Below are 26624 nucleotides of genomic sequence, written 5' to 3' on the forward strand. Positions count from 1 at the left end.
GCAGCATGGGCCCGGCATGGCTTTTCTGTCCCGCAGACCGTCCCGAACGCTACGGCAAGGCGGCCGAACGCGCCGACGTGGTGATCCTGGACCTGGAGGACGCGGTCGCGCAGGACGCAAAACACCAGGCCCGGCAGTGGGTGGGCGAATCCGCACTGGATCCGGCGCGCACCCTGGTGCGGGTCAATGCCGCCGATTCCCCGCACTTCGCCGAGGACCTGGCCATGGTGCGCACCAGCGGCTACACCCAGGTGATGCTGCCCAAGGCCGAGGACCCGCGGGTGCTCGCCGAGCTGGAGGGGCTAAGGGTGTACGCGCTGATTGAGACCGCGCGCGGGGTCTTGGCGGCCGAGGACCTGGCCGCCCATCCGGCGGTCCACGGGCTGATGTGGGGTGCCGAGGACCTGGTCGCCTCCCTGGGCGGGACTTCCTCCCGGCGCGCCGACGGCGGCTACCGGCAGGTTGCCGTGCACGCCCGCGCCCGCGTCCTGCTGGCGGCCCGCGCCTGGGACAAGCAGGCGCTGGACTCGGTCTACCTGGACATCCCCGACCTGGCCGGGCTCGCGGTCGAGGCGGAGGACGCGCAGGCCAGCGGGTTCACCGCCAAGGTGCTGATCCACCCCTCCCATGTGTCGGTGGTGCGCGAGGCGTTCGCCGGCACGCAGCGGCGGCAGTGGGCGCAGCGGGTGCTGCAGGCCGCGCAGAACGAGCGTGGGGTCTTCAGCTTTGAGGGCCAGATGGTCGACGAGCCGGTGCTGCGCCAGGCGCGGCAGATCCTGGAACGGGATTAGCCCAGCATCTCGCGCACGCCGCTGGCCAGCAGGGTCAGCGCCCCGGCGAACGCGATGATCACCACGAAGGCGCGGCTGACCTTGTGCGGGATTTTTGGGGCCAGCCAGTTGCCCAGCAGGATGCCGCACACCATGGCGATGGCGCAGCCCACCCACTGGCTCCAGTGCAGCTGCGGCATCCCGCCCTTGGCGATCAGCGAGGCAATGGAGAGCACAAAGAAGTACAGCTGCACCGAGATCGCGAACTTCGCCTGCGGCCAGCGGCTGGCCACCGCGTAGGCGGCAATCGCCGGGCCGGAGACCGCCGCGGTGACCGACATGAACCCGGACACCGCCCCGGCCCCAATGGCCAGTCCCTTGCTGTCGGCGGATTTCAGGTTCCGCAGCAGGAAGCTGGATCCCAGGGCCAGCATCACCATCAAGGCGATGGCGATGGAAAGTTTTGGTCCGCCCAGCTGGCTGGCGACCCAGGCGCCGGGGACGGTCATGATCACCGCCGGGACCAGCAGCAGCATGACCTTGCGGTATTCCACCTCACGGAACACCTGGGCCAGGATCAAGAAGCTGCTGCAGGTGCCCAGGAAGTTCACCAGCATGACCCCCTCGAAGGGGCCGAGCACCATCACGATGAAGGGTGAGGAGACCAGGGCGAAACCCATCCCGCTCACCCGCTGGGTCGAGGCGCCCACGAAGGTGGCGGCGCTGAGTGCGAGAATTGCACCGATTGTCACCGTACCCACCGAGCGCGCCCTCCCAAAAGACATTGTCCGGGACTGAAACCAGCCCCGGACAACGCTACCTCATTGGCCGCCAGGGCGACCGGGCCTAGTTCCCCGGCCCCGGTTCGGCCGGCGCACACTGGGCAACCGTGGTGTAGAAGCGGGGGCGGCGGTGCCGCGCCCGGATCAGGAACAGCGCCCCGGCGGCCAGGATCCCGGCCCCGACCAGGAACACCAGCCCAAACCCGCCCAGCTGCGTTCCCGAGCCGTAGGCCGGGTCCAGGGAGTCGATCACGGTCTGGAAGAACACCGCCGCCAGCGCGATCCCGCCCAGCAGCGGGGCCAGCCCGCGCAGCATCATATTGCGCACCGACCCGCGCAGGGTGCGGCGGAAGTACCAGACGCAGGCGAACGCGGTGATCCCATAGTAGAAGCAGATCATCATGCCCAACGCCAGGATGGTGTCATTCAAGACGTTCAGGGAAACAAAGCGCATCAGCGCGTAGAACCCGGTGGAGAGCACCGCGGCGATTACCGTGGCAAACGCGGGAGTGCCAAAACGCGGGTGCACCCGGGTGAAGGCCTGCGGCAGCGCCCCATAGTGCCCCATGGCCAGCAGCGAGCGGGCCGGGGAAATCATGGTGGACTGCAGGGAGGCGGCACAGCTGGACAGGGTGGCCAGCGACAACAGGATCGCGGCCGGCCCCATCACCGGGGAGGCGAGCACCGCGAAGATGTTCCCGGCATGTTCCGGGTTTGCCAGCCCCAGCCCCGACGTACCGATGCCGGCGAACACCGTGGCCGCCACCGCGCTGAGCAGATACAGGCCCAACACCACCACCGCGGTGATCCCGGCGGCCAGGCCGCTGGTGCGTTCCCCGGCCTTGGTTTCCTCATTCATCGTCAGGCACACATCCCAGCCCCAGAAGGCGAAGATGGACAGGCTCAGCCCCACCGCCAGGGCGGAGAACGAGTCGATGCCCATCGGGTTGAACCACTCCAGGCTCACGTGGGCGGCCGGGGCGGAGGTGGACATGGCGGCGACAATGAACCAGCCCAGCACCACCAGCTGGAAGCCCACCAGCAGGTACTGCACGATGCCCGAGGCATGCAACCCGCGCACCGACACCCAGGTTGCGGCGAGCATGAACACCAGGCAGGTGGCCACGTTGATCCAGGGGTTCGCGGCCAGGTCCGCCAGTTCCGGGCGGGAGGTGAGCTGGGCCAGGAACAGGTAGAAGAAGTCCACCGCCACCCCGGCCAGGTTGGAAAGCACAATGATGTTCGCCGCCAGCAGCCCCCAGCCGCCCAGCCATCCGGCCTTCGGGCCGAACGCCTTCCACACCCAGGTGAAGGTGGTGCCATTATCGGGCAGCGCCCGGTTCAGTTCCCGGTACCCCAGGGCCACCAGGAACATGGGGATGAAGCCGACCAGGAAGATGGCCGGCAGGTGGGTGCCCACCACATCGGCTGTGGGGCCCAGCGTACTGGTGATGACGTAGGCCGGGGCGATGGTGGAGACCCCGATGACGGTGGCGGTGGCCAGGCCAATCTGGCCACCGCGCAGGCCCTTGCCCTGGGGGCGCTGCTCGCGCACCGGCGCGGCCGGCCCCGTGGTTCTGGTCAGGGTGCTCATTGTTCCCCACCGCCTGCTTCCGGGCTGCAGGCTGCGGCACGGCGCGCCGGCAGCTGTTGGGTGATGCAGTGGATGCCGCCGCCGCGGGCGAACAGTTCGCGGGCGTCCACGCCCACGACCTCACGGCCCGGATAGGCCCGGCGCAGGATGCCCAGCGCCAGGTCGTCATTCGGATCATCAAAGGTGCAGGCAATGACCCCGTCGTTGGTGACCAGGTGGTTGAGGTAGGAGTAATCCACCCACCCTTGCGCATCCCGCAGGGCCCGCGGCGCGGGGACCGGGATGAGCTTCAGCTTCCGCCCGGCCGCGTCCGTGGACTCAGCTAGGACCTGGCGGATTTCCTCGGAGATGACGTGGTCCGGATGCGCCGGATCGCGCTGGTCATGGTAGAGCACCACCCCGGGCGCGGGGAAGCAGGCGGTGATGTCCACGTGCCCGCGGGTGCCGAATTCCTGGTTGTCCCGCGTCAATCCCCGCTCAAGCCAGATCACCGTGGAGGTCCCCAGCTGGCGGGCGAACTCCGCCTCGATCTGCTCCGCGCTCAGTCCCGGGTTGCGTCCCGGGTCCAGTTGGACGCTGCGGGTGGCCAGGATGGTGCCCTCACCGTCTACGTGGATGCCGCCGCCCTCATTGGTGATCGCGGAGCGGATGCGCCGCGCGCCGGCGAGCGCGGCGACCTCTGCCGCGATCCTTGAGTCCTTGCCCCAGGTGGCCCACCACTGGGCGCCCCAGCCGTTGAAGTTCCAGTCAATGGCCACCCGGTTTCCCTGCGCGTCGGCAACGAAGGTCGGGCCGATGTCGCGCATCCACGCGTCATCCAGGGGGCGCAGTTCATAGTGCACGTCCTGTCCCAGGTGCCGCCGGGCATCGGCTTCGGCCGCGGGATCCACGATCATGGTCACCGGAGTGAAGCGGGAAACGGCGCGGGCCACGTTGGCCCAGGCGGTGCGGGCCGCCTCGGCCTGCTGGCGCGTATCGCCCAGGGTGTAGCCGCCACTGGGGAACGCCATGAAGATCCGTTCATGGGGTGCGGTTTCCGGCGGCATGCTCAGGACGGGTTGCTGGGTCCGGTCGGTGGCCGGGCTGGCGGTGCTCTGCCTACGCATTGGTCTTCACCTGCTCCCCCAGGGGTGAATCGGTCTTCGGGTCGGTGAGGGCCTGGTAGGTTTCCGGGCGGCGGGTGCGCAGGAAGGGGAACAGGCTCAGCCAGTCGCGGCGGGCATCCAGGTCCAGCGTGGCCACCAGCACCGCGGACTCATCGCGCGGTGCCCGGGCCAGGATTCGTCCGTAGGGGTCGGAGATGAAGGAGGACCCGTAGAAGTTCAGCCTGCCCTCGGTGCCCCAGCGGTTGGGGACGACCATGAACAGGCCGTTGGCGATGCCGTTGCCGATGATCGTCTGGCGCCACAACGGTTCGGTGTCGAAGTCCGGGTGGTCCGGTTCGGAGCCAATGGCGGTGGGATAGGCCAGCAGGTCGGCGCCGCCCAGCGAATAGATGCGCGGTGGTTCGCTGAACCATTCATCCCAGCAGGTGGGCAGGCCCATCCGCAGCCCGGGGATGCCCGAGAGCTCGTGCACCGGGTAGGGGTCTTCGTTGGGGCCTTCACGGAAGTAGGTGTGCTCGTAGTAGCCGGCCGTGCGCGGGATGTGCAGCTTGTTGGTGGCCGCCACCAGTTCACCCTCCGGGCAGATGATGATGGCCGTATTCAGTCCCAGGCCGTCGGCCGCCTGGGCCTTGCGGAATAGTGAGATGTGCACATACAGGCCGTGCCTTGCGGCCTGTTCGGCGGCGAAGCGGTAGGTAGGGCCGGTCAGCAGGTCTTCGGCCTGGGCGTCGGCCTGCCCGGGCTGCGGCTTCTGGAACGCCGGATAGCGGCTGAGGGTCAGTTCGGGAAGGAAGACAATGCGCGCACCGTGGGCGGCCGCCTTTTCAATGCCTTCGGCCAGTTCGGCGCGGGTCACCGCCTCATCCTCATGCCAGCGGTGCTGGACGGCGGCCACCGTCAAGGTGCCGCGCTGCGGTGCGGCGGCACGTGCCGGGGAGGGTGGAGGGGTCAGTGCCAATATTTCCTTCATGGGATCCACGTCCTTGAAAATCCGATAACGAATGTGATTCGTTTTTCAGCATAAGGTGAGCCAGACCACAAGAGCAAGAGTTTTAACGAATTAAATTCGTTTAGTTCTGATAGGCTCAGTTCATCCCCCTCAGATAGGTAGGTAGACACCCATGGCCCGCCCCTCAACCCCCAAGCTCAGCAGCGAACTCATTGCCGCCGCCGCGCTGAAGCTGGTGGACAAGAACGGGGAATTCACCATTCCGCAACTGGCCAAGGCGCTGTCGGTATCCGCGTCCTCGCTCTACAACCACGTCGGCGGCAAAGATGAAATCATCGAGCTGATGCGCGGTCAGGCCATGTCCCGGGTCCAGCTGCCCGAAGCGCCTGGCGGCCACTGGCGGGAAACCCTGCGGTTGATCGCGGTGTCCTACTTCGAGTCCTACTCCCGGCACCCGCGGCTAATCCCCCTGTTCACCAGCCACACCGTGCGGGACCGAACCACGCTGCGCGTCTATGACGCCCTGGCCCAAACCCTGGCCGATGCCGGCTTCGACCCGGCGGCACGGTTGACGGCGATCACCATCATTGATTCCTTCGTCCTGGGCTCGGCGCTGGATGCTGCCGCCCCCGATGAGGTCTGGGCGACCGATGTCGATTCCTCAGCGTCATTCACCGAAGCCCTCGAAGAGGGGCTGGGGTCGGCCGAACGCGCCGAGCAGACCTTCGGGCAGGGCCTGGACATCATCCTGGCGGGGCTCGAAGCCCGGGTCTCCGCGCGGGGGTAGCGGGCCCCTGATCCGCGCCGGGTTCAGATCAGCTGGTGGCCGGACGCTGCGGCGCGGAGGCGAAGAGGTTCAGTCCCAGCGCGCGGGAGAGGTGGCCGATGGCCAGCTGGGAGCGCACCGAGTTGCCGGCATTGTCCAGCAGCGGCGAGAACGCGCCGATCGCGCCCTTGCCCGGGGCCATGGCCACAATGCCGCCGGAGACCCCGGACTTGGCGGGGATGCCGATTTCAAAGAGCCATTCACCGGACTTCTCGTAGAGACCATTGGTGGCCACCACGGCCAATACGTCCCGGCATACGTCCGCGGAGATTACCCGCTCCCCGGTGACCGGGTTGACCCCGCCGTCGGCGAGCGTGGAGCCCATGATCGCCAGGTCGTGGGCAGTGACCTTCAGCGCGCACTGACGGGTGTAGATGTCCACGATTTCCAGCGGTTCGCCCTCCAGCTGCCCGTGGGCCTTCAGGAGCCGGCCCAGCGCCTTGTTGCGCTCGTTGCTTCGGGATTCGGAGCGGTAGACCTCGCCGTCCATCTTCAGGTGGCGTCCGGCGAAGGCGGAGAGGCATTCGCGGATGTTCTCCCACTTCTCGGCCGCGGTCTGCCCCGGAACCAGCGCCGCGGTGGCCAGCGCCCCGGCATTGACCATGGGGTTCATGGGATGCCCCTCGTTCAGTTCAATGGCCATCACCGAGTTGAAGGACATGCCGGTGTTGTTCACCCCGATGTAGTCGCGCACCGCGTCATGTCCCAGCTCCTGCAGGACCAGCGCGTAGACGAACATCTTGGAGATCGACTGGATGGAGAACTCGTAGTTCACGTCCCCGGCGCATAGCACGTTGCCGCCGACGTTGGACAGGGCCACGGCAAACAGGGAGGGGTCCACTTCACCGAGGATGGGAATGTAATAGGCCAGCATGCCTTCGTCGATGTCGGCGTAGCGGGCGTGCACATCCTGCAGCAGCTCCTCGATGCGAGCCTTTTCCGGCAGGGAGCCGGTGGAGACTTGCTGTTTGACATCACTGTAGTCATTTGGAATCACTGACGCCCCCTGTCCCTTGCCGTACATGGTCCGCTCCTGCCTCTACAGGCTATACCGGGGCGCCCTGCCCCGCCGCCGAGTTGAGTTCGGTGTTTCCAGTATCCGTGCCCGATCGGCGCCACCACAAACCACGGTGTGCCGCGCGCCTAGCCGCGGACCAGGGAAACGATCTGCCCGGTGGCCCGCCCGGAGGGGGCCAGCAGGTGCCCCAGGTGCTTGTGCACCCTGATCACCGTGGAGCGGTCCGCCACCCGGGCGCCGGGAATCCTGGATTCCAGGACCGCCTCCAGCCGCAGCGCGTCGGCCCGGCTGCGGCTGGTGAGCGCGACGATGAGGTTGAATTCCCCGAAGGCCACCCCGGCGAACTGGATCTCGGGCATGGCCAGCCACGCACCGTCCCCCTCCACCAGGGAGGCGACCGGGACCTGCAGGAAATACCAGGTCACCGCCGGCCAGTTCGAGTACTGCTGGGCAACGTGGATGCGCAGATCCAGTGCCTGCTGCATGCGCAGCGTGGCCAGTGCGTCACTGGCCCGCTGCCCGCTGATGCCCAGCTCCCGGGACAGCTCGGTGTTGCTGGCGCGCACGTCCTTTTCCAGCACCCGCACGATGCCGGTGGCCAGCTGTTCGGGCACCACCTTGGCGGCGGCCGCCCGCGGCGGGCGGAAACGCGGAATGCTGTTGACCTGGGCTGCGGAAAGGGCCTGCACGGTCCAGTTAGCGCCGAGTTTGAGAATGGAGTTCAGGATATAGGTGCGGGTGGAGCGCACCCCGGGCAGGGCTCCCAGTCGGGTGAGGATGTATTCGGCCAATTCGTCATCGTCGCGTGCGGTCAGCGTCATCACGATGTCCCGGCTGCCGCTGGTCAGGTCGATGGAGATGATGTCCCGGTCAAGGCTCGCCTGCCCAGCGGTGCGCAGCACCTGGCCGGGATGGCACTGCACTTCCACGATGGCGGTGCTGCCGCGGTGTCCGGCGTCCTCCATGGCCACCGACCAGGCGCAGCCGCTGGAGATGATGCGTTCCCAGCGCCGGGCCAGGGTCACCGAGTCCAGCCCGAGGATCCCGGACAACGCCGTCCACGGGACGCGCGGCTCGATCTGCAGCGCATTAATAATCTGCAGGTCGATCTGCTGGAGCTCGAAATTCTTCATACTTGCCCGCCCTTGGGGAATTTTCCTTCATTTTAACCACAACCGTTGCTCGGCCTGTCATTGTAATACGGGTCACGTCCGAAGGACGCACACGCAGAAGGAGAACGACATGGAAACCACTGGACACCGCTTGGGCACACGGGCGGTGGGAACGTACCGGCTACTGGTTCCCATCCTGATTGGCCTGGAGTTCTTTTCCGGGCTTGTGCAGGGATGGATTGTCCCGCTGCTCGGGGAGATTTCCCGGGTCTACAGTGTTCCGCTGGGCCTGACCAGCTGGGTGCTGGCCGTGGGCCTGCTCTCCTCGGCCGTCAGTGTCCCCTTGATCTCCATCCTCGGCGACCGCTTCGGCCCGCGCCGACTGCTGGTGGTGGCGGTGAGCCTGGCCGCAGCCGGTTCCATCCTGATCGCCCTGGCCCCGAACTTCGCCTGGCTGCTGGTGGGCACCGCGATCCAGGGCCCGGTCGCCGCGTTCCTTCCGCTGGCCATGGCGCTGCTGAAATCCCACCGCCCGCAAAGCGCAAACCGGGATGTGGGTCTGATCGTGGGCACGCTGACCTTTGGTGTTGCCGCCGGCAGCATCTTTGGCGGCATCGCCATGGACGCGATCGGCCGGCTGCACACGGTGCAGCTGATCCCGGCGATCGCCCTGGCCGTCTTCGTCCCGTTGGTGCTGTTCTTCGTCGCCGAGTCCCAGGCCGATGCCACCCGCAGTGTTGACTGGCTGGGCGCCCTGTTGCTGGGCATCGGCCTGGTGGGCCTGATGTACGGCCTGTCCGAAGGTTCGCAGTCCGGCTGGCTGGCAGCCGCCACCGTGCTGCCCATCGCGGTGGGCGTGGCCGCGCTGGTGCTGTTCCTGATGGTCGAACGCCGCGCGCTCTCCCCCATCGTGGACATCCCGGCGATGCGGGCGGCCGGTCTGGCCAATCCGATCTTCATCGGCTTCCTGGTGGCGCTGACCATGTTCGGCAACCAGTCCCCTCCGGTCATGTTCCTCACCGCCAATCCGGCCGAGCTGGGCTACGGCAACGCCATGCCGGCCTCCGGGGTGGGACTGGTGGTGGCCGTCTCGGCCGGCAGCCTGACCCTGGGCTCGTTCCTGTCCAGCATGATCTCCAAGAAGCTGGGCCGCACCAGCACCCTGGCCCTGTCCTGCCTGGCGGCGGCCGCCGCCCTGTTGTGCATGGCCTTCGTCCCCTCCTCCACGCTGCTCTTTGCCCTGTGGCTGGCGATCTGCGGGGTGGGCACCGGCATCGTAGTCGGCATCCTGCCCGGCGTGGTCATTGAGCGTTCCCCCGAATCCGCCGCGGGCTCCGTGGCCGGGGTCTACAACACCGGACGCACCATTGGCGGTTCGCTGGCCGGCGCGTTCGTCGCCTCGGTGACCACCATGCTGGTGATCAACCCCGGCAGCGGGGCCGAAGCGGCGCCGGCACCCTCCCTGGCGGCCTTCCAGGTGGTGTGGGTCTGCTTCGCCGCCGTGAACGTGGTGGCCGCCGCCGCCTCGCTGTTCATCGGGCGCAAGGGTGCCGCCGCGCCGGCCGAACCGGCCAATGTTGCGGCCCCGGACGCGGTCGCCAGCTGATTTCGGCGCAGTCGTTCACCACCTGGCACCCCTGGACACCCGAACCTTTCGAACATCCCCGACCAGCCGACATCTTTGAACAAGGAGTTCCCGTGAGCAACACCGAAGAAATCCGCGACCAGATCCTGGCCACCATTGAACAGCGCCAGCAGCAGCTGTTGTCGCTGAGCCACGGCATCAGCAGCCACCCCGAATTGGCCTTCGAGGAATATTGGGCCTCCTCCGCCGTGGCCGAACTGCTGGAGAACGCCGGGTTCGCGGTCCAGCGCGCCGCCTACGGCCTGCCCACCGCCCTGGAGGCCGTTTACGGGCAGGGCGAATTCACGGTGGCGGTGGTGGGCGAATACGATGCCCTGCCGGAAATCGGACACGGCTGCGGCCACAACATCATCGCCACCGCCGGCGTCGGAGCTGCCCTGGCCTTGAAGCCCGTGGCGGACCGCCTGGGACTGCGCATCAAGTTCCTGGGCACCCCGGCCGAGGAAATCGGCGGCGGCAAGATCCTGATGCTGCAGCAGGGCGCCTGGGACGATGTGGACTTCTCCCTGATGGTCCACGGCAACACCGGGGCCCAGTACCGGTGCTTCAGCCAGGGCACCCAGGCCTATGAGCTGCTGGATGTCACCTACACCGGGCGCACCGCCCACGCCGCGGCGGCACCCCACGAGGGAATCAACGCCGGCTCGGCCGTCACGCTGGCCCAAGTCGCCTTCGGGCTGCTGCGCCAGCAGCTGAAGTCCAGTGTGGTGGTCTCCTCCTTCGTGGTCAGCGGCGGCACCGCCACCAATGTGATTCCCGGGGAGGCGAAACTGCAGGTGGAGATCCGCGCGACGCAAAGCTCGGACTGGGAAGATGCCCGGCAACGGGTGCGCGCCTGCCTGGAGGGCGCGGCGATCGCCACCGGCTGCCAGCTCTCGGTGGTGCAGCCCGAGCTGCCCTATGAGCCGATGCGCCAGGACCCGGCGCTGGCCCAGTACTGGGATCAGAACCTGGAGCGGCTGGGCTACCAGATCAGCGGGGAACAGCCGCCCACCGGCGGCTCGACCGACATGGGCAACATTTCCCAGTACCTGCCGGCCATCCACCCGATGCTGGCGGTCAGGAACAGCGACGCGGTGATGCACACCTCCGATTTCGCCAGGGACGCGGCCAGCACCGACGGTGATGAGGCGGCCCTGAACGGGGCGCGCGCCCTGGCGTTGACCGTGGCCGATGTGGCCAATGACCCCGAACTGGTGCAGCGCCTGCGCGCGGCCCGCGAGCAACGTCCCTCCGCAAAGCTGTCCAACCGGTCCGGGGACGCCGTGCCGGCCCAGGTCGGCTCCCCGGCCTAGATCAAACCGTTCCCGCCCGGTGGTGGCCAGCGCACCACCGGGCGGCAGGGGCAAAGCCTCAGGCGGTGGCGGGAAATGTGTAATCCCCTACACTGTTTTGCAGGTTACTGCGCGCCGGGGCGCGGGCACCTAAGGTTTAATACATGGCTGAAGCAATTACCTTTCACACCCGCAAGTGGGTCCGCCCCGAGGACCTGAACGCCAACGGCACGCTGTTCGGCGGTTCGCTGCTGCGCTGGATCGATGAGGAAGCGGCAATCTACTCGATCATCCAGTTGGGCAACAAGCACGTGGTCACCAAGTACATGTCCGAGATCAACTTCGTGGCCTCAGCGAAGGAAGGCGACCTGATTGAGATGGGGCTGACCGCCACCGACTTTGGGCGCACCTCCATCACGCTGCGCGCCGAGGTGCGCAACATCTTCACCCAGGCCAAGATCCTGACCATCGACAAGCTGGTCTTCGTCAACATCGGTGAGGATGGCACCCCGGAACCGCACGGCTACGACCACATCACCTACACCCGGGACCGCATCCCGCTGGAGATCACCAAGTCCCTCGTCTAGCACGCGCTGAAAGCCCTACCCGGCCCCTTCAGCCACCAGGTTCCCAGCAGCTGACCGGCGTGGTTTTGACGGTAACCCACCGTCAAAACCACGCCTTTCTCATGCCCCCGGGCGCGCCGGGCCGCTCGCGGCGAAGAAAATCTTGCCAGCCCTTGCCGCACCACGCGGGTCTCGAGCACAGTAGTAGGTGCCCGGGCACAACAGTGCCGGACATCCATCCAGCTTGCGAGGTCCCCATGAGCCGCATGATCTTTGTCAACCTGCCCACCGCCGACCTGGCGAAGGCCGATGCCTTCTATGAGGGGCTGGGGTTTACCAAGAATGAGATGTTCTCGGATTCCAACGCCACCTCCTGGATGATCAGTGACACGATCACCGTGATGGTGCTGCACCGCGACTTTTTCGCCAGCTTCCTCATCGATGGGGACATCCCCACCGTGGGCAGCGGCACCCGGGAAGTGCTCAACGCCCTGTCCGCCGATTCACGCAGCGAAGTCGATGATTTCGTGGCCAAGGCCGTGGCCGGCGGCGGCGCGGTCTACCGGGAGGCCAGCGAACCGTTCGAGGGCATGTACCAGGCAGCCGTCAAGGACCCGGACGGGCACGTGTGGGAAATCGCGTGGATGAGCCAGGAGGCCATGCAGGACGAGGCCTGATCCATCGATCGCACCGAAGGCACCCTGCCCCAGGCAGGGTGCCTTCGGGTTTTCCATAATGAAGTTCTCCGGATCCCTCCGTGTTGCCCGGCCCGGCCAGTACCTAGGGTTGAGGTATGACTTCGACACCGTTACCTTCTCCCCCGGGCACCTGGCGCCCGCCGCTGCGGTTGGGGCTGACCCTGCTGCAGCTTGCCGTGATGGGCACCCTTGGGGTCGCCGCGATCACGCTGTTGGCCGTCTGGCTTCCGGCCAGCCTGGCCCTGGTGGTCCTGCTGGGCCTGGGCCTGCTGATGCTGGTGGGGCTGGTCTATGCGATCTTTGCCCTGTCATGGTTCGAGACCCGCAGGGTCACCGACCTGTACGAGCTGCCCGTCGCCGAGCTGCGCTGGCAGCCCAGCCAGGGTCCCGGCTTCGGGCAGTACCTGCGCAGCCTGGGCCGCAATCTGTCCAGCGGGCGGATGTGGGCGGCCTTTGGCAGCTTCGCCCTTTCCGTATTGCTGGGTGCCGCCACCCTCAACGTGGCCCAGTGGACCATTGAGTCCCTGGTTCTCTCCTTCGCGCCGCTGACCGGGGCCGAGGAGGTTTCGGGTCCGTTCGGCTGGCAGCTTCCGGCCTCCCAGGCCCCGCTGATGCTGATCATTACCCTCGTTGGATGCGCGGCGCTCGTGGGCCTGGCATTCCTGCACCGGGCCATCACCACCGCCATCATCGGTTCGGTGGCCCGTGAAACCGACCTCAGTGCCCGGGCCTACACCAGCTCCGCCCAACGGGCCGGGGCGCTGCGGGCCGCGGAACTGGAACGCACCCGCATTGAACGGGACCTGCATGACGGGGTGCAGCCCCGGCTGGTGTCGGTGGGCATGGCCCTGGGCCTGGCCCACCAGCAGATCGACACCAACCCGCAGGCCGCAAAGGAACTGGTGGCCGAGGCGCACACCTCCACGAAGGCGGCCATCACCGAACTGCGCCAGCTCACCCGCGGCATCTACGCCTCCGTGTTGGAGGACCGCGGACTGGATGCGGCCCTCTCGGCCGTGGCCGGACGGTCCCACATCCCGGTGAAATTGGATGTAGACCTGCCCGGGCGCTGCGAGAAGACCGCGGAAGCGGCCGTCTATTTCTCCATCGCCGAAGCCCTGAACAATGCGGCCAAGCACTCCCGGGCCTCCGAATGCCGGGTTACCGTGCGGTTGCGTGCGGAACAGGGCCAGTCCCGGCTCTGGGCGCGGGTGGAGGACAACGGGGTGGGCGGGGCCGCGGTCCTGCCCGGCGGCGGCCTTGACGGGATCACCAACCGGGTGCTGGCCGCCGGCGGCACCGTCCACCTGGACAGCCCGCACGGCGGGCCCACCGCACTGGAGGTGAACGTGCCATGCGCGTACTGATTTGTGAGGACTCGGTGCTGCTGCGCGAAGGGCTGGTGCGGCTGCTGGAACACTCCGGCCACGAGGTGGTCGCCGCGCTGCCGGACGCCGGTGGGCTGAGCGGTTTCATGCAGCAGGCGGACCCCGCCCAGTTCCCCGAACTGTGCATCCTGGATGTGCGCCTGCCCCCGAGCTACACCGACGAGGGGATCCGCGCGGCACTGCAGCTGCGGCGCAGCTACCCGCAGCTGCCGCTGCTGGTGCTCTCGCAGTACGTGGAGGAACGCTACGCCGCCGAACTGATTGCCATGCAGTCCGGGGCCCTGGGCTACCTGCTCAAGGACCGGGTGGCGGACGTAGCCGAGTTCATTGAATCCCTGGAACAGATCCGTTCCGGCGGAACCGTGCTCGACCAGGAAGTGGTGGCACAGCTGTTGACCCGACGAAACCATGACGACCGCATGCAGCGGTTGACCGAACGCGAACGCACGGTGCTGGCCGCCCTGGCCGAGGGCAAGTCCAACCAGGCGATCGCCAGGCTTCTGCACTTATCCGAAGCCAGCGTGGAGAAGTACATTACCTCCATTTTCCAAAAACTCGACCTGGAAGCCGATGGCACCGGCAACCGGCGCGTGCTCGCCGCCCTGGCGCATATCCAGGACACGGGCACCGGCAACACCGATAGGAGCACCCCATGACCACCCCCACCACTCCACCGCCCGTTGGGGACACCCGTCAACGCCGGCCCCTGGGCCCCGTGGGCATTGTGCTGGCCGTGCTGGGCGGACTGATCCTGCTCGGCGTGATCGCCGGAGCTGTCAACCAATCGGTTGCCACCCTCTCCCGCAGCCACACGGTGCTGACCGCCGATGCCAAGGGAACCACCAACCTGAAGGTCAACGCGGAGGCCGGACAGTTCACCCTCGAATTCGCCGACACCCCCGAGGCGGTGCTCGATGTGCGCAGCTCCCGCGGCTCCTGGTCACTCGAGCGCCGCGGCAACACGCTGGAGGTGAAGCCGCCCGGCGGATGGCAGAGCTGGTGCTTCCTGGGCTGCGACCGCTCCCGCAACGACGTAAAGCTCACCCTGCCCCGGGAGCTGGACAATGGACAGCTGAACGCCACCCTGAACCTGGAGGCCGGTGAACTGCTGGCGAACGGAAACTTCGCGCGGCTCGATCTCGACGTTGATGCCGGATACCTGCGCGCCAACGGCTCGGCCACGAGCCTGGATGTGGATCTGGGGGCCGGGCAGGCCGACGTGGTCCTGGCCGATGTCGCGGACGCCACCTACGCCGTCGCCGCCGGACGACTGAACAGCGAACTGACCGGCAAGGCACCGGCCACGGTTGACGCACAGGTCAGCGCCGGACTGTTGGATCTGACGCTGCCGGACACCAGTTATGCGGTGGCCAGCGAGGTCTCCGCCGGAAGCGTGGATAACCGCTTGCAGGTCAGTTCCAATTCCAGCCATCAGGTGGGCCTGCAGGTATCGGCGGGCTCGGTGCTGCTGCACCCCGGCGCCCCGCCCGCCGGGGACGGCCGGTAGGGTCCGACCACCCCGGCTCGGAAAGCCCGAACGCCGGGGATCCGGAGCCGCAACGATACAGGCCTCCGCCGCTAAACCGCAGGGTTTAGCGGCGGAGGCCTGTATCGTGGTGCTCGTCGCTGGAAGCCAACTGGCTAGGAACGGTCCTTCTTCAGCGCGGCCAGCCGGGCCTCCACCTCGGAAGGCTGTGGGGAACCCGCGGCGATTTCGCCGCTGGGCGCCGGGGCCTCGTCCACGATGTCCGCACTGGGCTTCAAAGCCGCCAGGCGGGCCTCCACCTCCGCGTCCTGGCCCAGATTGTCCAGTTCGGCGAACTGCGCGTCCAGCGAGGAAGCCGCCAACTCGGCGGCGCCGCGGGCCTTGGCTTCCTCCTGGCGCACCTGAGCCTCAAACCGACCCACCTCGGAGGTTGGGTCGCTCATGTCCAGGGACTTGAGAGCATCCAGCATCTGCCCCTGGGTCTTGGCGTTGCGGGCCCGGGCCACCAGTTCATCGCGTTTGGACACCAGTTCCTGACGCTTGGACTTCATGGAGTTCAGCCCGTCCTTGAGCCGGGCCACCACCTCGCGCTGGGTCTGGATGGTGGGTTCCAGTCCGGCGGCCCGCTTCTCGCAGGACATCTGGCGTTGGATGGCCACGGTCGCCAGCTGGTTGAACTTCTGTGCGTTCTGCTCATCCCCGGCCGCGCTGAACTCGTCGGCCTTGTTGGAGGCCGCCAGCGCCTTCGCTCCCCAGTCCTTGGCCTCACGCAGGGCCTTGGCGTGGTCTTCTTCCTGCATGCGCAGGTTGCCGATGGTCTGGGCCACCGCGGATTCAGCTTCGGCAATGTTGTTCGTGTAGTCACGCACCGTCTGATCCAGCATCTTCTTCGGGTCCTCAACGGCGTCCAGGGCTGCGTTGGCGTTGGCCTGGCCCAGCTTGAAGATCCGCGCGAAAAATGAACGTATAGACATGGTGTTCCCTTCGATTGCCGCAGGTTTAACTCTAGGCGACGAACCCCCGCCAACTGAACTCGATTTCGGTTCCTTCAAAGGATGCGGCGGTGAAAATCAGGAACGGGGTCAGGCAGACCACCTTCAACAGTTGTGCTCAATGCGGAACGCTAATTTTCCACGCGGGTAGTCCGCAGGTAACAGGAGAAGTTCCGCCGGAGCCAGCCTCGATCTTATCGCCAGGCTATAAGCTATTCGACGCGCAGCTCGCGCTCACGCGCACGGCGCAAGTACGCGACTTCGTCGATCACGCCGCGGGCCGCGGCAGTGAGGGCCTCGATGTCTTCGCGGCTTGGGATCCGTCCTTCCGTGCCATGCTGCAGCAAGTGACTGCTGCGCAAACAGTTCTGGCCCGCGTTGCTCAACCTCGAACTTCTCAGGCACGGCTGACTGCCTTCCAAAATGGTCCTACTGCTATTTGGCCGAATCGCCCGAAAACGGTTCATAGAGCTTTTCCCGCGATTTTGGTTCCGGATACAAATTTCGGGCAGCTTTACTCCGGCTTGCCACTCGAAATAGTGAGCTCCAGCCGGAACGTCTCAAAAACGAGCGTTCTCGAGACGCTTGTCAGCAGGTAAAGCGTACTCGGTGAAGTAACCGCATGTGGTGAATCCGAGGCGTCGATAGACCGGTTCCCCGTCCGCAGACGCCTGCAGCACTGCGGTCTCATAACCGGCCCCGAGCGCAGTACGCATTGTGGCCAGGGTGATGGCTCCGCCGTATCCTTGGCGGCGTTCTGATTTGAGCGTTGAGATGTTGTAAATACCGGCGACCCCATCGCTGAAGAAAACTTCAGCCGAGCAAACGGCCCGGCCATCAACATAGCCAACCAAGTAGCGCGCCGGGGAATCAGCGGCTAAAGCCGCGTCCGAAGCGTCGGCATAGAAACGCTTCACCGTAATCGCTGGTGGATTCCAGTTGGCGGAAAGCACGGTTGCATAATCAGCAAGTTCTTCTGGCGTCCTCACTAACCGTATTTCGAGACCATCAACCTGCACTTCCGGGAAATTGCCCCGCAAGTCCTTCCACATGCCAGACTCAGTTTCAGAAGCCTCTAAACCGGATTTCTCGAGGTAATGGGCCAGATCATCTGGAGCACTGGCGGGGCCAACCCACCATGAAAATGGGCGTTCGGTGGCACCCAGGACCTGGAGCGTCTCTGCAACGCGAGTAGGTGCAGTAGTAGCGGTGAAGCGGGCGGCCGCAACGATATTGAAAGTGTCGTCGCTGAGGCCGCTATCCGCAATCACCAGATCATCTGTTTCAGTGACAGTTGCGCTGTCCAAGTACCGGTGCAGATGGCACGCGTGCTCAGCCAAGTTCTGCTCCATAGCGAGTTGAAGACGAGGTAGATCTACTGACGACTGCTTATCCAATTCCATAATGATCTATCTAAACATCCAGGTTCGACGATTACTCAGGGAGCAAGTGCAAAACAAGTTGCTTTGGGGGAAATCTCATCGCTAGTAACCGGCGGCGCACTCTAGTAAGTTGCTAGTCCAACACACCAAATATCGACCGTTCTGGGTTTCCCACAAGAGGAAAGAGCACTGGGATGATCGCGCCAAGGAGCCCGGACAGAGCACTGAGGCTCCGTTGCTCTGATTGCATATGAACCCAGGCCCCCTGGGCTACGATCAACCCGTCGATGGTGAGCTGGTTCAGACTTGGTGCGCAACCGGTCAAGGCTAGGTCCTAGTCCTCCGCACCGGTGGCCAGGGCCTCCCAGATGCAACCGGCAAGCTTGCCCGGCACTCAGCAGTTCATCGCGCACAGCGCCAACGGTGACGCCGGAGGTGGCCATGACGTGAACGGCGGTCCAAGTGCTTGGCGCAACGCCACCCACTCTTCCTGAGAAAAACATGCATGATTTCACGAGCCATTGATTGCGCCGTGCGGCGCTGGTTAGTCTCCACGTAGGTGCTGGCTTCGACCAGAAGGAACCGCCCTGCCAAGGGTGTTCATTCTGGACCGGCCTTCTGCCGCACAATGTCCGATCACGAGCGAAGGAAGAGAAATGACCCAGGAACCAACCTCGGATGATCAGCAGAACCAGAATCTGGACGAGAATGACCAGCCGGACAAGGCAACCGAACAGCAGGACCAGGGTGCCAAGAAGCGCAACGGCAAGGGCGAAGACGAGGGCATCGTGAAGGAATGGGAGAAGGAATCCTTCCCGGCCTCCGACCCGCCGGCCAACTACTAGGCCTCACCGCCAGGGAAACCGACTACGAACAGGAAGTGTCCCGATGACAAAGCATTCTTCATCCCGTCCGGGAAGCGACAAGGACGAGGAAAACCAGGTCGACAAGAAGCAGGCCGGTGCCACCTCGAACCCTGACCCGGTCAAGGACAACATCACCGGATTGGAACCGGGCGGCGGCGTACCGCCCGGAGAGACCCCACCGGCCGAGGGCTCCATGAGCCAGGATCAGGGGCATGACGAATAAACGGCATCCCTGATGCCAGTGGCCCGAACAGCAGGCTGGGCACCGACAGAGGCGTAGCCTCGACCTTCCTCCTAGGGGATCTGGTCGAGGCTACGCCTCTTTTTATCCTGTGGGCAGGGCCGGTAGGGGCTACAGGTCCACGGTGCCCGAGTCGCCCGGGTGGGCGCTCTTGTCGGTGAACTTCTCCTTGACCCAGCTGGCCACCACGCTGGCTGCACCGCCGGGGTTCTCCCAGTATTCCGCGGAGTCGGAGTCCACGTGCACCAGCACCACGTTGGAGGCCTCAGGGTCCTCTCCCACGAACGTCTCGACCATGGAGTTCCAAAGTTCACGCTTCTTTTCAACGTCCCGCACGATGCGGGCGTTGCCTGCCACGGAAACCCACTTCTTGTTCCCGGCAAAGGACACGTTCACTTCACTGCGCGCTTCAATCTCGCGGACCAGATCGGTTTCGGTGACCGTGAAGAACCACAGGTCCCCGTCCTCGGTGACGTCGATGACGGTCAGCGGGCGGCTGTAGAGCCGGTCCGGTCCGTGGGTCGTCACCATGGCGACGCGAATGTCCTTCAGGATCTCAACTACCTTGCGCGTATCGTCATTGGACATGCTGGTTCTCCTTCACAGTTGGCAACCTCGGTCACCGCCCACGTTACGGATTTCCAGGACACGCGAAAGGGTTTTGAGCATCTACCCAGCGGAGGCAGGGAGCATCACCAGCGGTTGCCCCGGATCGGCAGGCTTCGCTGCCCGCCGGATGCTAATTCACGCAGGGATCAACCCGTGTTGAGACCAGCTCGTGCCGATAGAAGCCGCGCCGTTCGCAGCCCTGAACGCTAAAGGGCGGAAGGACGTGCGCAACGGCGCTGGAACTCCAATGGCTGATCCGAAAGGTGACCAGGCAGGAACGGGTGGCTTGTTCGACAAGGTCCCACACCACCATGTCCTGGGGTGTTGCCTCCACGGGCTGCAGGTCGGCGCAGGACCGGGAAATGTGCAGCATCCGCAGTGCGTCATCGTTCTTTCCCAGCACCGCAAGCAGCACCGAACCGTCGTAGCGGGCGGTGAGGGCCAGCGCCTCTTCCAGCGGCTGGAAGGGTTGGGTGACAAGAATGGGCATCCCGTGGATCCATTCATTGGATTCCAGGTACTGGCGGCCCTCACGGGACCCAAGCAGCTCCCGAACACGGGCGTTAACAGGCGAATTTCCAGAAAATGGGGACATGATCAGGCCTTTTCGTCGTCGCGACGATAGGGGTCTCCCCCTTCTCGTCGCGCCGCAGGCTAACATGTCCCTGACGAACAAGGACCACCAGGTGGCTGGCGGCTTGTTCGATGTTGGCTAGCAGAGCTTGTTTCCAAGCGTACGGGTTTATGGTGACTCGCGCCATGCCCGAAAGCTCATTTTTGGCTCAAGTCCGCGGGGCCAGCGCCTGCGGGACGGACTCTGGACGGCGGTCCGAAGCGCGGCTGGCCCCTATTGCTGCTTCTCAGCTGGGCTAGGCGGTGCAGGCCTCATTTGAGCAGCCGGCATCGCGTGGAATGTATTTATCCGTCCCCTCCACCTGCTCCCAGATGACGTGCCGGTGTTGGCCGCAGCGTTCGCATGACGGCGCCAGATACGTGGAGCGCTCCTGCATGGTGTACGCCCGAAATTCCCCCATCGTGACCTCCTGACGGTACCGGCCTTCCGACCAATCGTTCCCGCCCTTGCGCGGTGAGCTCACTCTAGCCTGAGCACTGCGGCGGAACCAGAGCCACCGGCCTTTGCCCGGAATGGGGGCTCAGGACTTGTCCGTCTGCGTGGCTCGAATTTCTGCGGAAAGCAGGAAGTGGCGCCCCAGCCGGCCCCATTCCACGCTTCCGTCGGCTTCACTGATCTTTTGACGCAACATGGCCAACCCCAGACCGTCCACGGCGTCCTTGGCCCCTCGGCGCACACCATCATTGCGCACGGAGACCAACCAATGCTCCTGGCCCTCGGACTCTTCCAGGCGCAGGAACACCACCAGGTGGGTGGTGTCGGCATGCCGCACCGCGTTGATGGCCGCTTCCCGGACCAGGCGCAACAGCAAGATCGGCAACCGGTCATCCAGGTCCACCCCGGGGGCGCTGACTTCCACCCGCAATCCGGCGTCCCGCAGCGTGGAGGCCAGTTCCTCAATGTCGCCCAGGGTACCTGCGTCCCGGTCCCCCAGCCCGTCCTGGTCCATGGAGTCCACGGTGCGCCGCAGCTCCTGCAGCGCCTTGGCGGAGGAATCACGGACGTGTTCCAGGTTGACGGTCGCCGCCTCATCCCCGGACACTTCCTCCAGGGCGGCGTTGGTGTGCAGGGAGACCAGCGCCAGATGGTGGGCGAGCTGGTCATGCAGCCTTCGGGAGACCCGCAGCCGCTCCCCCAGGTGCCGTTGCCCGGCCTCGGCCCGGGCCCGCAGGGTGGCCAGGCCCTTGAGTTCGTGCCGGCTCTCCTGCAGCTTGTCGGTGCGGTCGACCAGCCGGCGCCGGGTGGCGATCATTTCGCCCAGGGCGACCCCGAGCAGGCTCAACGCCAGGATGGCGAGCAGTTCATAGCCCAGCACCACCTGGGTCTGCTCCCCGCGCACCAGCCGCACGCCCAGGGAGAGGATGATCAGCCCCAACATCACGGTCAGGGCAAAGAAGCGCAGCCCGGCGGCCGTCGCGGCGGCCGGGAACAGCAGGAGCGGCACCACCAGCCCCAACGCGGGAAACCCCACGCTCAGGTACCCGCAGATGCCCACCGCGGCAAGGATCAGGGTCAGCCGTGAGCCGCGTTGGCCCAACGCGGTGAGCAGGGCGAAGCCCAGGGAGAAACCGCCCAGGCCCAGCAGGTAGCCCAGGTGTCCGGCACCCCACCAGCGGGCGGGATCGGCAAGCAGCGCCAGCAGCAGGACGGCCAGGAAGACGGCCGCAGACCACAGCAGGCTGGCGATGCGAGAGCTACCTGAACCTTCCACAACCCCAGTCTATGACGCACCGCAAATCCCGGCAGGGTGCCGCGCCACAACCGGCGGCTACACCCGCACCAGCGTGCTGTCCTCCACGTAGCGCGGCTTGCCGGCCATCATCCCGGACACGGTCTGCAGCACCATCAGCGCCCCGAGCAGCAGCACCGGGGCCGTCCACGAATCGGTCATCTCATGCAGGGCACCGACGGCGAAGGGTCCGGGGAAGGCGATCAGGTAGCCCACGCTCTGCCCGAAGGCGGACAGCTTGGCCACCCCGGCGGCGGTGTGCGCCTTCAGCCCGATCATGGTCAACGCCAGCGGGAAGTTCGCCCCGGCCACCCCCAGCAGCACCCCCCACAGCATCGCGCCCTGTGCCGGGTACGTCAGCAGCCCGGCCACCGCCAGCACCCCGGCCGTCCCGGTCACCAGCACCAGGGGGCGCTGGTTGCGGAACCGTCCGGCCAGGGCCGGCATGATGAACGAGAGCGGGACCCCCACACCCAGGATCACGGCCAGCAGCGCCCCGGCGTACCCGGGCGCCAGCCCGTAGCCGGTAAAGATCTTCGGGGCCCACCCCATGAAGATGTAGGCGGCCGAGGCCTGGGTGCCGAAGAAGATGGCCACCCACCAGGCGGTCGCGTTGCGCCACATCGGCCCGATCCCGTTGCCCTCACTGAACGCGCCGACCTGCTGTTGGCGTGCCGCGATCTGGTTGCGCAGCCCGAAGTACACCACCAGCCAGACGCCCAGGGCCAGGGCGGCCAGTGTGGCCCACACGCCCAGCCCCACCCGCCAGTTCCCGCCCAGCGCCTCGTTGACCGGCACCGCGATCCCCGCCACCGCCGAGGCGCCCAACGCCACCGCGGTGGTGTAGGCCCCGGTCACCATTCCCACCCGGTGCGGGAACCAGCGCTTGACCAGTACCGGCATCAGGATGTTGCCCAGTGCGATGCCGGTCAGCGCCAGGGCCGTGCACAGCAGGAACAGCCAGGTGCTCGGGGCGATGGAACGCAGCACCATGCCCAGCAGGATGGCGGCCATGGCACCGATCACCACCAGCTCCGGCCCGCGCCGCCCGGCCAGGCGCGGTGCCAACGGCCCGAGCAGCGCAAAGCACAGTGGCGGCACCCCGGTGAGCATGCCGGCCACGAACCCGTTCATTTCCAGCCCGTCAATCACCGGGTCCAGCAGGGCGCCCAGTGAGGTCACCGCCGGGCGCAGGTTCAGCGCCGCCAGGATGAAGGCGATCACCAGCACGGCGGCGAAGCCGCGCGGTGGTGCGGTGGCAGTGGGTTTCATGGGCCTCGATATCAGGTGTGGTGGCGGCGGGGGCATGGGCTGGCCGGCTTAGCTGTCCAGGGTGGGGCCGGGCTGTTCGGTGTGCGGCACGAAGCGCACCATCATGGCCTTGAATCCCGGCGTGTTGGATTCGCGGGCCACCAGGTCCCGGTGCACCAGGGCGTTGGCCTCGGGGAAGTACGCTGCGGCGCACCCCTTCGCGGTGGGGTAGGAGATCAGCCGGAAGCGGTTGGCGCGGCGTTCGGTGCCGCGGAACGTGGAGATCACATCCACCAGCTGGCGGTCGGTGAACCCCAGGTCCTGCAGGTCCTGCGGGTGCACCAGCACCACCCGGCGCCCGTCCTTGATGCCCCGGTAGCGGTCATCCACCCCGTAGAAGGTGGTGTTGTACTGGTCGTGGGAACGCATGGTCTGCAGGATCAGGTGGCCTTCGGGGGCGTGCAGGGCCTCGAACCCGCTGACGGTGAAGCGCCCGCGCCCAATGTCGGTGGCGAAGGAGCGCGAATCGCGCGGCGGGTTGGGCAGCACGAACCCGTTCTTCTGCCGCACGCGCCGGTTGAAGTCCTCAAACCCGGGCACCACCCGGGAAATATGCTCGCGGATCACGTCATAGTCCTCGGCCATGGCCCGCCAGTTCACCGGATGGTCCTCGCCGAGGATGGCGGTGGCCATGCGCGCCACGATCACCGGTTCGGCCAGCAGGTGTTCGGAGACCGGGCTCAGCCGCCCCTGGGTGGAGTGGATGACGGACATGGAGTCCTCCACGGACAGGAACTGGGCGCCGCCGGGGTGCTTGTCGTCCTTGTCGGTGCGGCCCAGGGTGGGCAGGATCAGGGAGGTCTGCCCGTGCACCACGTGGGAGCGGTTCGGCTTGGTGGAGATGTGCACGGTGAGCTTGGCCCGCTGCATCCCGGCTTCCAACAGCTCGGTCTCCGAGTTCGCCAGGGCGAAGTTCCCGCCCATGGAGACGAACACGTCCACTGCGTCGTTCTCGAACGCGTGCAGGGTTTCGGTGGAGTCATACCCGTGCTGGCGCGGGGCGTGAATCCCGAACTCGGTGTCAATGGCCTTCAGCAGCGCTTCGCTGGGCTTCTCCCAGATGCCCATGGTGCGGTCGCCCTGGACGTTGGAGTGCCCGCGCACCGGGCAGGCCCCGGCCCCGGGCTTGCCGAAGTTGCCCTGCATCAACAGCAGGTTGATGATCTCCTTCAGCGTCGGCACGGAGTGCGGCTGCTGGGTCAGCCCCAGCGCCCAGCAGAAGATGGTGGCCTTGGAAGCGATCAGCAGCTGGGCGATTTCGGTGATCTGCGCCCGGCTCAGGCCCGTGGCCCGCTCGGTGGCGTCCCAGTCGATGTGCTGGCGGGCCCGGCGGTAGGCTTCAAACCCGTCGGTGGACGAGTCGATGAAGTCCCGGTCAATGACGCGGCCCGGATCCTGTTCCTCGGCCTTCAGCAGCAGGTGCCCGAACGCCTGGAACAGGGCCAGGTCCCCGCCCACCTTGATCTGCAGGAAGTCGCTGCTGACCTCCTGCGGCCTGCCCAGCATGCCGCCGACGGTCTGCGGGTCCTTGAAGCCGAAGAACCCGGCCTCCGGCAGCGGGTTGACCGCCACCACCCGGGCCCCGCGCTTGCGGGCCTCGGACAGCGCGGAGAGCATCCGCGGGTGGTTGGTGCCCGGGTTCTGGCCCACCACAAAGATCAGTTCGGCATGCTCGAAGTCCTCAAGGGACACGGTGCCCTTGCCGATGCCGATGGTCGGGTTCAGTGCCGAACCGGAGGATTCATGGCACATGTTCGAGCAGTCCGGCAGGTTGTTGGTGCCCAGCGACCGGGCCAGCAGCTGGTACATGAACGCGGTCTCGTTCGCGGTGCGCCCCGAGGTGTAGAAGACGCAGCGTTCGGCCGTGGTGGCGTTCACGTGCTCGGCGACGGTGGCAAAGGCCTGGGACCAGCTGATCGGGGTGTAGTGGGTTTCCCCGGCCCGGATGATCATGGGGGTGGTGATCCGGCCCTGGGAGCCGAGCCAGTACTCGGTTTTCTCCCGCAGCACGCTGATCGGGTGCTCGGCCCACCACTGCGGGGTGACCACCCGGGCACTGGCTTCCTCGGCGATGGCCTTGGCCCCGTTTTCACAGAATTCGGCCGGCTTGCGCCGCCCGGTGATCGATTCGGGCCAGGCGCAGCCGGGGCAGTCGAAGCCGCCGCGCTGATTCACCCGGGCCATGGAGCGCAGCGTGCGGCTCACCCCGGCTTCGGCGAAGCCGCGTTCCATGGAGACCATCACCGCCTTGGCCCCGGCGGCGCTGCGCTGGGGCTCGCTGACCTTCAGTTCCTCTTCATTGATGTCCTGGGTGGGGGCCGGACGGTGCAAGGGGTTCCTCCATGATCTGGGTGCGGGCGGTGCTGCTGGTGCGGGTGTCGGTCAGCTTCCGGTGACGCGTTCGGGGTGGGTGTACAGGTTGACGCTGCTGCCCCGGGAGAAGGCGGCGAGGGTCAGTCCGGTGTCCTCGGCCAGCCCCACCGCCAGGGAGGAGGGGGCGCTGACCGCGGTGAGCGTGGGGATGCCGGCCATGGCGGCCTTTTGCACCAGTTCGAAGGAGGCCCGCCCGGAGACCTGCAGCACAGTGTCCTGCAGGGCCAGCTTGCCGGCGCGCAGGGCGGCGCCCAGCACCTTGTCCACCGCGTTGTGCCGCCCCACGTCCTCGCGCAGCACCAGCAGCTTCCCGTCGGTGGAGAACAGTCCGGCGGCGTGCACGCCCCCGGTGTGGCTGAACAGCTTCTGGGATTCGCGCAGGGTGTCGGGCATGGCCAGCAGCACCTCCAGCTGCACCTTCCCGTCCTGTGGGCCAATGCGGAACGCGGACTTCTTGCGCACCTCGTCTATGGAGTTGGTGCCGCAGATCCCGCACGCCGAGCTGGTGACCACGTTGCGCATGGCGGCCAGTTCGGGCGGGTGCGCTCCGGGCCCGAGCTGCACCTCGATGACGTTGTAGGTCTGGTTGCCCTCGGCGTCGGTGCCGGCGCAGTAGCGCATTGAGCTGAGCTGTTCGCTGCCGCTGATGATGCCCTCGGCCAGCAGGAACCCGGCCACCAGGTCGAAGTCGTCCCCCGGGGTGCGCATGGAGGTCGTGTAGGCGGTGGCGCCGAACCGGATTTCCAGGGGTTCCTCCCCGGCCAGCTTCTCCTCGCGTACCTTTCGGGCACCGTCAAGGGTGGCGCGGATGACGCGCCGACGCACGATTTTGCGTCCCATGACTGTGCTCCTTTGCTGCAGACCAGACCGGGGTTCGAGGTTCGGGCTCGGGCAGAACCCCTGCCCCTAAGTTAACCCACCAGCTTCGTTGACACGGCTCGGAACCGCAAAGTATTACGGGCGGGCAGGAAACCGGTACCCAAAGACGGACCGGTGGCTTGAGAAGTTCAGCGTATCAAGGGCCGCGCCCCGGGGCGTAGCCGGTGCCGGCCCGGGGCGCTCAGCGGGTGCGGGAGCCATGCTGGATGTCCGCTGTGTCTTGTCACCCCCGTCTTCTGGTCCCCTGACGGCGGCGGTAGCCTCAACGACACATGGTGAGAACGCCGGACCCGCACCGAGGAGTCCGCCACCACGAGGTTCTGGCCGATTCGTGTCGGAGAAAGGCGTGCTTTTTCCAAAGAACTGCCACCTGAGTCGGTGTTGCCCGTTTCAC

Annotated in this window: 26 protein-coding genes; 11 read left to right on the forward strand and 15 right to left on the reverse strand. The window is 66.3% G+C overall.

Features of this window, described 5'->3' with window-relative positions; genetic code table 11:
- The first annotated feature begins 5 nt into the window (after positions 1–5).
- Positions 6–791 carry an HpcH/HpaI aldolase/citrate lyase family protein gene (locus AC6I21_RS14000; protein ID WP_497762661.1) on the forward strand — a complete coding sequence of 262 codons (786 nt, stop codon included), beginning with the start codon at positions 6–8 and terminating at the stop codon, positions 789–791.
- On the opposite strand, the gene AC6I21_RS14005 is transcribed toward AC6I21_RS14000, so the two are convergent.
- From AC6I21_RS14005 to AC6I21_RS14020, 4 genes are all read right to left on the reverse strand, one after another.
- On the reverse strand, positions 788–1531 hold the full coding sequence (locus tag AC6I21_RS14005; protein ID WP_497762662.1) for a sulfite exporter TauE/SafE family protein: 744 nt from the start codon (positions 1529–1531) through the stop codon (positions 788–790). The genes AC6I21_RS14000 and AC6I21_RS14005 overlap by 4 nt on opposite strands.
- An 85-nt stretch (positions 1532–1616) precedes the next feature.
- Positions 1617–3146: an APC family permease gene (locus AC6I21_RS14010; protein WP_497762663.1), complete on the reverse strand. Its 1530-nt coding sequence runs from the start codon at positions 3144–3146 to the stop codon at positions 1617–1619.
- Complete coding sequence (locus AC6I21_RS14015) at positions 3143–4252, reverse strand: agmatine deiminase family protein (protein WP_497762664.1); 1110 nt, start codon at positions 4250–4252, stop codon at positions 3143–3145. The genes AC6I21_RS14010 and AC6I21_RS14015 overlap by 4 nt, the downstream gene beginning before the upstream one ends.
- Positions 4245–5222, reverse strand: a complete 978-nt coding sequence (locus AC6I21_RS14020) for a nitrilase-related carbon-nitrogen hydrolase (protein WP_497762665.1) — start codon at positions 5220–5222, stop codon at positions 4245–4247. The genes AC6I21_RS14015 and AC6I21_RS14020 overlap by 8 nt, the downstream gene beginning before the upstream one ends.
- A 151-nt stretch (positions 5223–5373) precedes the next feature.
- Here AC6I21_RS14020 and AC6I21_RS14025 point away from each other — a divergent pair, with 151 nt between their 5' ends.
- A complete protein-coding gene (locus AC6I21_RS14025) occupies positions 5374–5988 on the forward strand; it encodes a TetR/AcrR family transcriptional regulator C-terminal domain-containing protein (protein ID WP_497762666.1) in 615 nt (204 codons plus the stop codon).
- A gap of 28 nt (positions 5989–6016) precedes the next feature.
- Here AC6I21_RS14025 and glsA read toward each other — a convergent pair whose 3' ends face one another.
- Both glsA and AC6I21_RS14035 read right to left on the reverse strand, forming a co-directional pair.
- Entirely contained in the window at positions 6017–7051 is a 1035-nt protein-coding gene (gene glsA / locus AC6I21_RS14030; RefSeq protein ID WP_171021167.1) for a glutaminase A, read from the reverse strand.
- A 119-nt stretch (positions 7052–7170) separates the two neighbouring features.
- Complete coding sequence (locus AC6I21_RS14035; protein ID WP_497762667.1) at positions 7171–8178, reverse strand: AsnC family transcriptional regulator; 1008 nt, start codon at positions 8176–8178, stop codon at positions 7171–7173.
- 109 nt (positions 8179–8287) lie between these two features.
- On the opposite strand from AC6I21_RS14035, the gene AC6I21_RS14040 reads away from it, so the two are divergent.
- The 7 genes from AC6I21_RS14040 to AC6I21_RS14070 all read left to right on the forward strand — a co-directional run bounded on the left by AC6I21_RS14040 (position 8288) and on the right by AC6I21_RS14070 (position 15235).
- Positions 8288–9763 carry an MFS transporter gene (locus AC6I21_RS14040; protein ID WP_497762668.1) on the forward strand — a complete coding sequence of 492 codons (1476 nt, stop codon included), beginning with the start codon at positions 8288–8290 and terminating at the stop codon, positions 9761–9763.
- Positions 9764–9855: 92 nt separating this feature from the next.
- Positions 9856–11097, forward strand: coding sequence for a M20 family metallopeptidase (locus tag AC6I21_RS14045; protein WP_497762669.1), 1242 nt, complete (start codon positions 9856–9858; stop codon positions 11095–11097).
- Between the two features lie 143 nt (positions 11098–11240).
- The gene (locus AC6I21_RS14050; RefSeq protein ID WP_138175586.1) at positions 11241–11663 is read left to right on the forward strand and encodes an acyl-CoA thioesterase; all 423 of its coding nucleotides are present in this window, start codon (positions 11241–11243) and stop codon (positions 11661–11663) included.
- A 236-nt stretch (positions 11664–11899) separates the two neighbouring features.
- Positions 11900–12319 carry a VOC family protein gene (locus AC6I21_RS14055; protein WP_497762670.1) on the forward strand — a complete coding sequence of 140 codons (420 nt, stop codon included), beginning with the start codon at positions 11900–11902 and terminating at the stop codon, positions 12317–12319.
- Positions 12320–12435: 116 nt separating this feature from the next.
- Positions 12436–13707 carry a sensor histidine kinase gene (locus AC6I21_RS14060; RefSeq protein ID WP_138926899.1) on the forward strand — a complete coding sequence of 424 codons (1272 nt, stop codon included), beginning with the start codon at positions 12436–12438 and terminating at the stop codon, positions 13705–13707.
- Positions 13695–14384, forward strand: a complete 690-nt coding sequence (locus tag AC6I21_RS14065; RefSeq protein WP_054821067.1) for a response regulator transcription factor — start codon at positions 13695–13697, stop codon at positions 14382–14384. The genes AC6I21_RS14060 and AC6I21_RS14065 overlap by 13 nt, the downstream gene beginning before the upstream one ends.
- Entirely contained in the window at positions 14381–15235 is an 855-nt protein-coding gene (locus tag AC6I21_RS14070; RefSeq protein ID WP_497762671.1) for a hypothetical protein, read from the forward strand. The genes AC6I21_RS14065 and AC6I21_RS14070 overlap by 4 nt, the downstream gene beginning before the upstream one ends.
- A 134-nt stretch (positions 15236–15369) precedes the next feature.
- Here the strand turns inward: AC6I21_RS14070 and AC6I21_RS14075 are convergent, their stop codons facing one another.
- From AC6I21_RS14075 to AC6I21_RS14085, 3 genes are all read right to left on the reverse strand, one after another.
- The gene (locus tag AC6I21_RS14075) at positions 15370–16188 is read right to left on the reverse strand and encodes a PspA/IM30 family protein (protein WP_497762672.1); all 819 of its coding nucleotides are present in this window, start codon (positions 16186–16188) and stop codon (positions 15370–15372) included.
- 230 nt (positions 16189–16418) lie between these two features.
- Complete coding sequence (locus AC6I21_RS14080) at positions 16419–16592, reverse strand: hypothetical protein (RefSeq protein ID WP_497762673.1); 174 nt, start codon at positions 16590–16592, stop codon at positions 16419–16421.
- A gap of 174 nt (positions 16593–16766) precedes the next feature.
- Positions 16767–17609, reverse strand: coding sequence for a GNAT family N-acetyltransferase (locus tag AC6I21_RS14085; protein ID WP_497762674.1), 843 nt, complete (start codon positions 17607–17609; stop codon positions 16767–16769).
- A 635-nt stretch (positions 17610–18244) separates the two neighbouring features.
- On the opposite strand from AC6I21_RS14085, the gene AC6I21_RS14090 reads away from it, so the two are divergent.
- Positions 18245–18433: a hypothetical protein gene (locus AC6I21_RS14090; protein WP_054821063.1), complete on the forward strand. Its 189-nt coding sequence runs from the start codon at positions 18245–18247 to the stop codon at positions 18431–18433.
- Between the two features lie 43 nt (positions 18434–18476).
- On the forward strand, positions 18477–18677 hold the full coding sequence (locus AC6I21_RS14095) for a DUF6480 family protein (RefSeq protein ID WP_054821062.1): 201 nt from the start codon (positions 18477–18479) through the stop codon (positions 18675–18677).
- 129 nt (positions 18678–18806) lie between these two features.
- Here AC6I21_RS14095 and AC6I21_RS14100 read toward each other — a convergent pair whose 3' ends face one another.
- The 6 genes from AC6I21_RS14100 to fdhD form a co-directional block, all read right to left on the reverse strand.
- A complete protein-coding gene (locus AC6I21_RS14100; protein ID WP_446753423.1) occupies positions 18807–19283 on the reverse strand; it encodes a pyridoxamine 5'-phosphate oxidase family protein in 477 nt (158 codons plus the stop codon).
- A gap of 151 nt (positions 19284–19434) precedes the next feature.
- A complete protein-coding gene (locus AC6I21_RS14105) occupies positions 19435–19899 on the reverse strand; it encodes a hypothetical protein (protein ID WP_138926903.1) in 465 nt (154 codons plus the stop codon).
- Positions 19900–20458: 559 nt separating this feature from the next.
- Positions 20459–21649 carry a sensor histidine kinase gene (locus tag AC6I21_RS14110; RefSeq protein ID WP_497762675.1) on the reverse strand — a complete coding sequence of 397 codons (1191 nt, stop codon included), beginning with the start codon at positions 21647–21649 and terminating at the stop codon, positions 20459–20461.
- Between the two features lie 57 nt (positions 21650–21706).
- Positions 21707–22939 (reverse strand): CynX/NimT family MFS transporter, encoded by a 1233-nt coding sequence (locus AC6I21_RS14115; protein ID WP_497762676.1) that lies wholly within the window; start codon positions 22937–22939, stop codon positions 21707–21709.
- A gap of 48 nt (positions 22940–22987) precedes the next feature.
- The gene (locus AC6I21_RS14120; RefSeq protein ID WP_497762677.1) at positions 22988–25309 is read right to left on the reverse strand and encodes an FdhF/YdeP family oxidoreductase; all 2322 of its coding nucleotides are present in this window, start codon (positions 25307–25309) and stop codon (positions 22988–22990) included.
- A 51-nt stretch (positions 25310–25360) separates the two neighbouring features.
- On the reverse strand, positions 25361–26191 hold the full coding sequence (fdhD, locus tag AC6I21_RS14125) for a formate dehydrogenase accessory sulfurtransferase FdhD (protein WP_421014344.1): 831 nt from the start codon (positions 26189–26191) through the stop codon (positions 25361–25363).
- Between the last annotated feature and the right edge of the window lie 433 nt (positions 26192–26624).

The sequence above is a fragment of the Glutamicibacter sp. St.4D3 genome (genome assembly GCF_059728615.1).

Coding starts and splice junctions, on each gene's coding strand:
- fdhD (WP_421014344.1), bottom strand. CDS start 26,191: ATGGGACGCAAAATCGTGCGTCGGCGCGTCATCCGCGCCACCCTTGAC.
- AC6I21_RS14085 (WP_497762674.1), bottom strand. CDS start 17,609: ATGGAATTGGATAAGCAGTCGTCAGTAGATCTACCTCGTCTTCAACTC.
- AC6I21_RS14060 (WP_138926899.1), top strand. CDS start 12,436: ATGACTTCGACACCGTTACCTTCTCCCCCGGGCACCTGGCGCCCGCCG.
- AC6I21_RS14115 (WP_497762676.1), bottom strand. CDS start 22,939: ATGAAACCCACTGCCACCGCACCACCGCGCGGCTTCGCCGCCGTGCTG.
- AC6I21_RS14050 (WP_138175586.1), top strand. CDS start 11,241: ATGGCTGAAGCAATTACCTTTCACACCCGCAAGTGGGTCCGCCCCGAG.
- AC6I21_RS14065 (WP_054821067.1), top strand. CDS start 13,695: ATGCGCGTACTGATTTGTGAGGACTCGGTGCTGCTGCGCGAAGGGCTG.
- AC6I21_RS14070 (WP_497762671.1), top strand. CDS start 14,381: ATGACCACCCCCACCACTCCACCGCCCGTTGGGGACACCCGTCAACGC.
- AC6I21_RS14095 (WP_054821062.1), top strand. CDS start 18,477: ATGACAAAGCATTCTTCATCCCGTCCGGGAAGCGACAAGGACGAGGAA.
- AC6I21_RS14015 (WP_497762664.1), bottom strand. CDS start 4,252: ATGCGTAGGCAGAGCACCGCCAGCCCGGCCACCGACCGGACCCAGCAA.
- AC6I21_RS14010 (WP_497762663.1), bottom strand. CDS start 3,146: ATGAGCACCCTGACCAGAACCACGGGGCCGGCCGCGCCGGTGCGCGAG.
- AC6I21_RS14025 (WP_497762666.1), top strand. CDS start 5,374: ATGGCCCGCCCCTCAACCCCCAAGCTCAGCAGCGAACTCATTGCCGCC.
- AC6I21_RS14090 (WP_054821063.1), top strand. CDS start 18,245: ATGACCCAGGAACCAACCTCGGATGATCAGCAGAACCAGAATCTGGAC.
- AC6I21_RS14100 (WP_446753423.1), bottom strand. CDS start 19,283: ATGTCCAATGACGATACGCGCAAGGTAGTTGAGATCCTGAAGGACATT.
- AC6I21_RS14105 (WP_138926903.1), bottom strand. CDS start 19,899: ATGTCCCCATTTTCTGGAAATTCGCCTGTTAACGCCCGTGTTCGGGAG.
- AC6I21_RS14040 (WP_497762668.1), top strand. CDS start 8,288: ATGGAAACCACTGGACACCGCTTGGGCACACGGGCGGTGGGAACGTAC.
- AC6I21_RS14075 (WP_497762672.1), bottom strand. CDS start 16,188: ATGTCTATACGTTCATTTTTCGCGCGGATCTTCAAGCTGGGCCAGGCC.
- AC6I21_RS14035 (WP_497762667.1), bottom strand. CDS start 8,178: ATGAAGAATTTCGAGCTCCAGCAGATCGACCTGCAGATTATTAATGCG.
- glsA (WP_171021167.1), bottom strand. CDS start 7,051: ATGTACGGCAAGGGACAGGGGGCGTCAGTGATTCCAAATGACTACAGT.
- AC6I21_RS14000 (WP_497762661.1), top strand. CDS start 6: ATGGGCCCGGCATGGCTTTTCTGTCCCGCAGACCGTCCCGAACGCTAC.
- AC6I21_RS14055 (WP_497762670.1), top strand. CDS start 11,900: ATGAGCCGCATGATCTTTGTCAACCTGCCCACCGCCGACCTGGCGAAG.
- AC6I21_RS14020 (WP_497762665.1), bottom strand. CDS start 5,222: ATGAAGGAAATATTGGCACTGACCCCTCCACCCTCCCCGGCACGTGCC.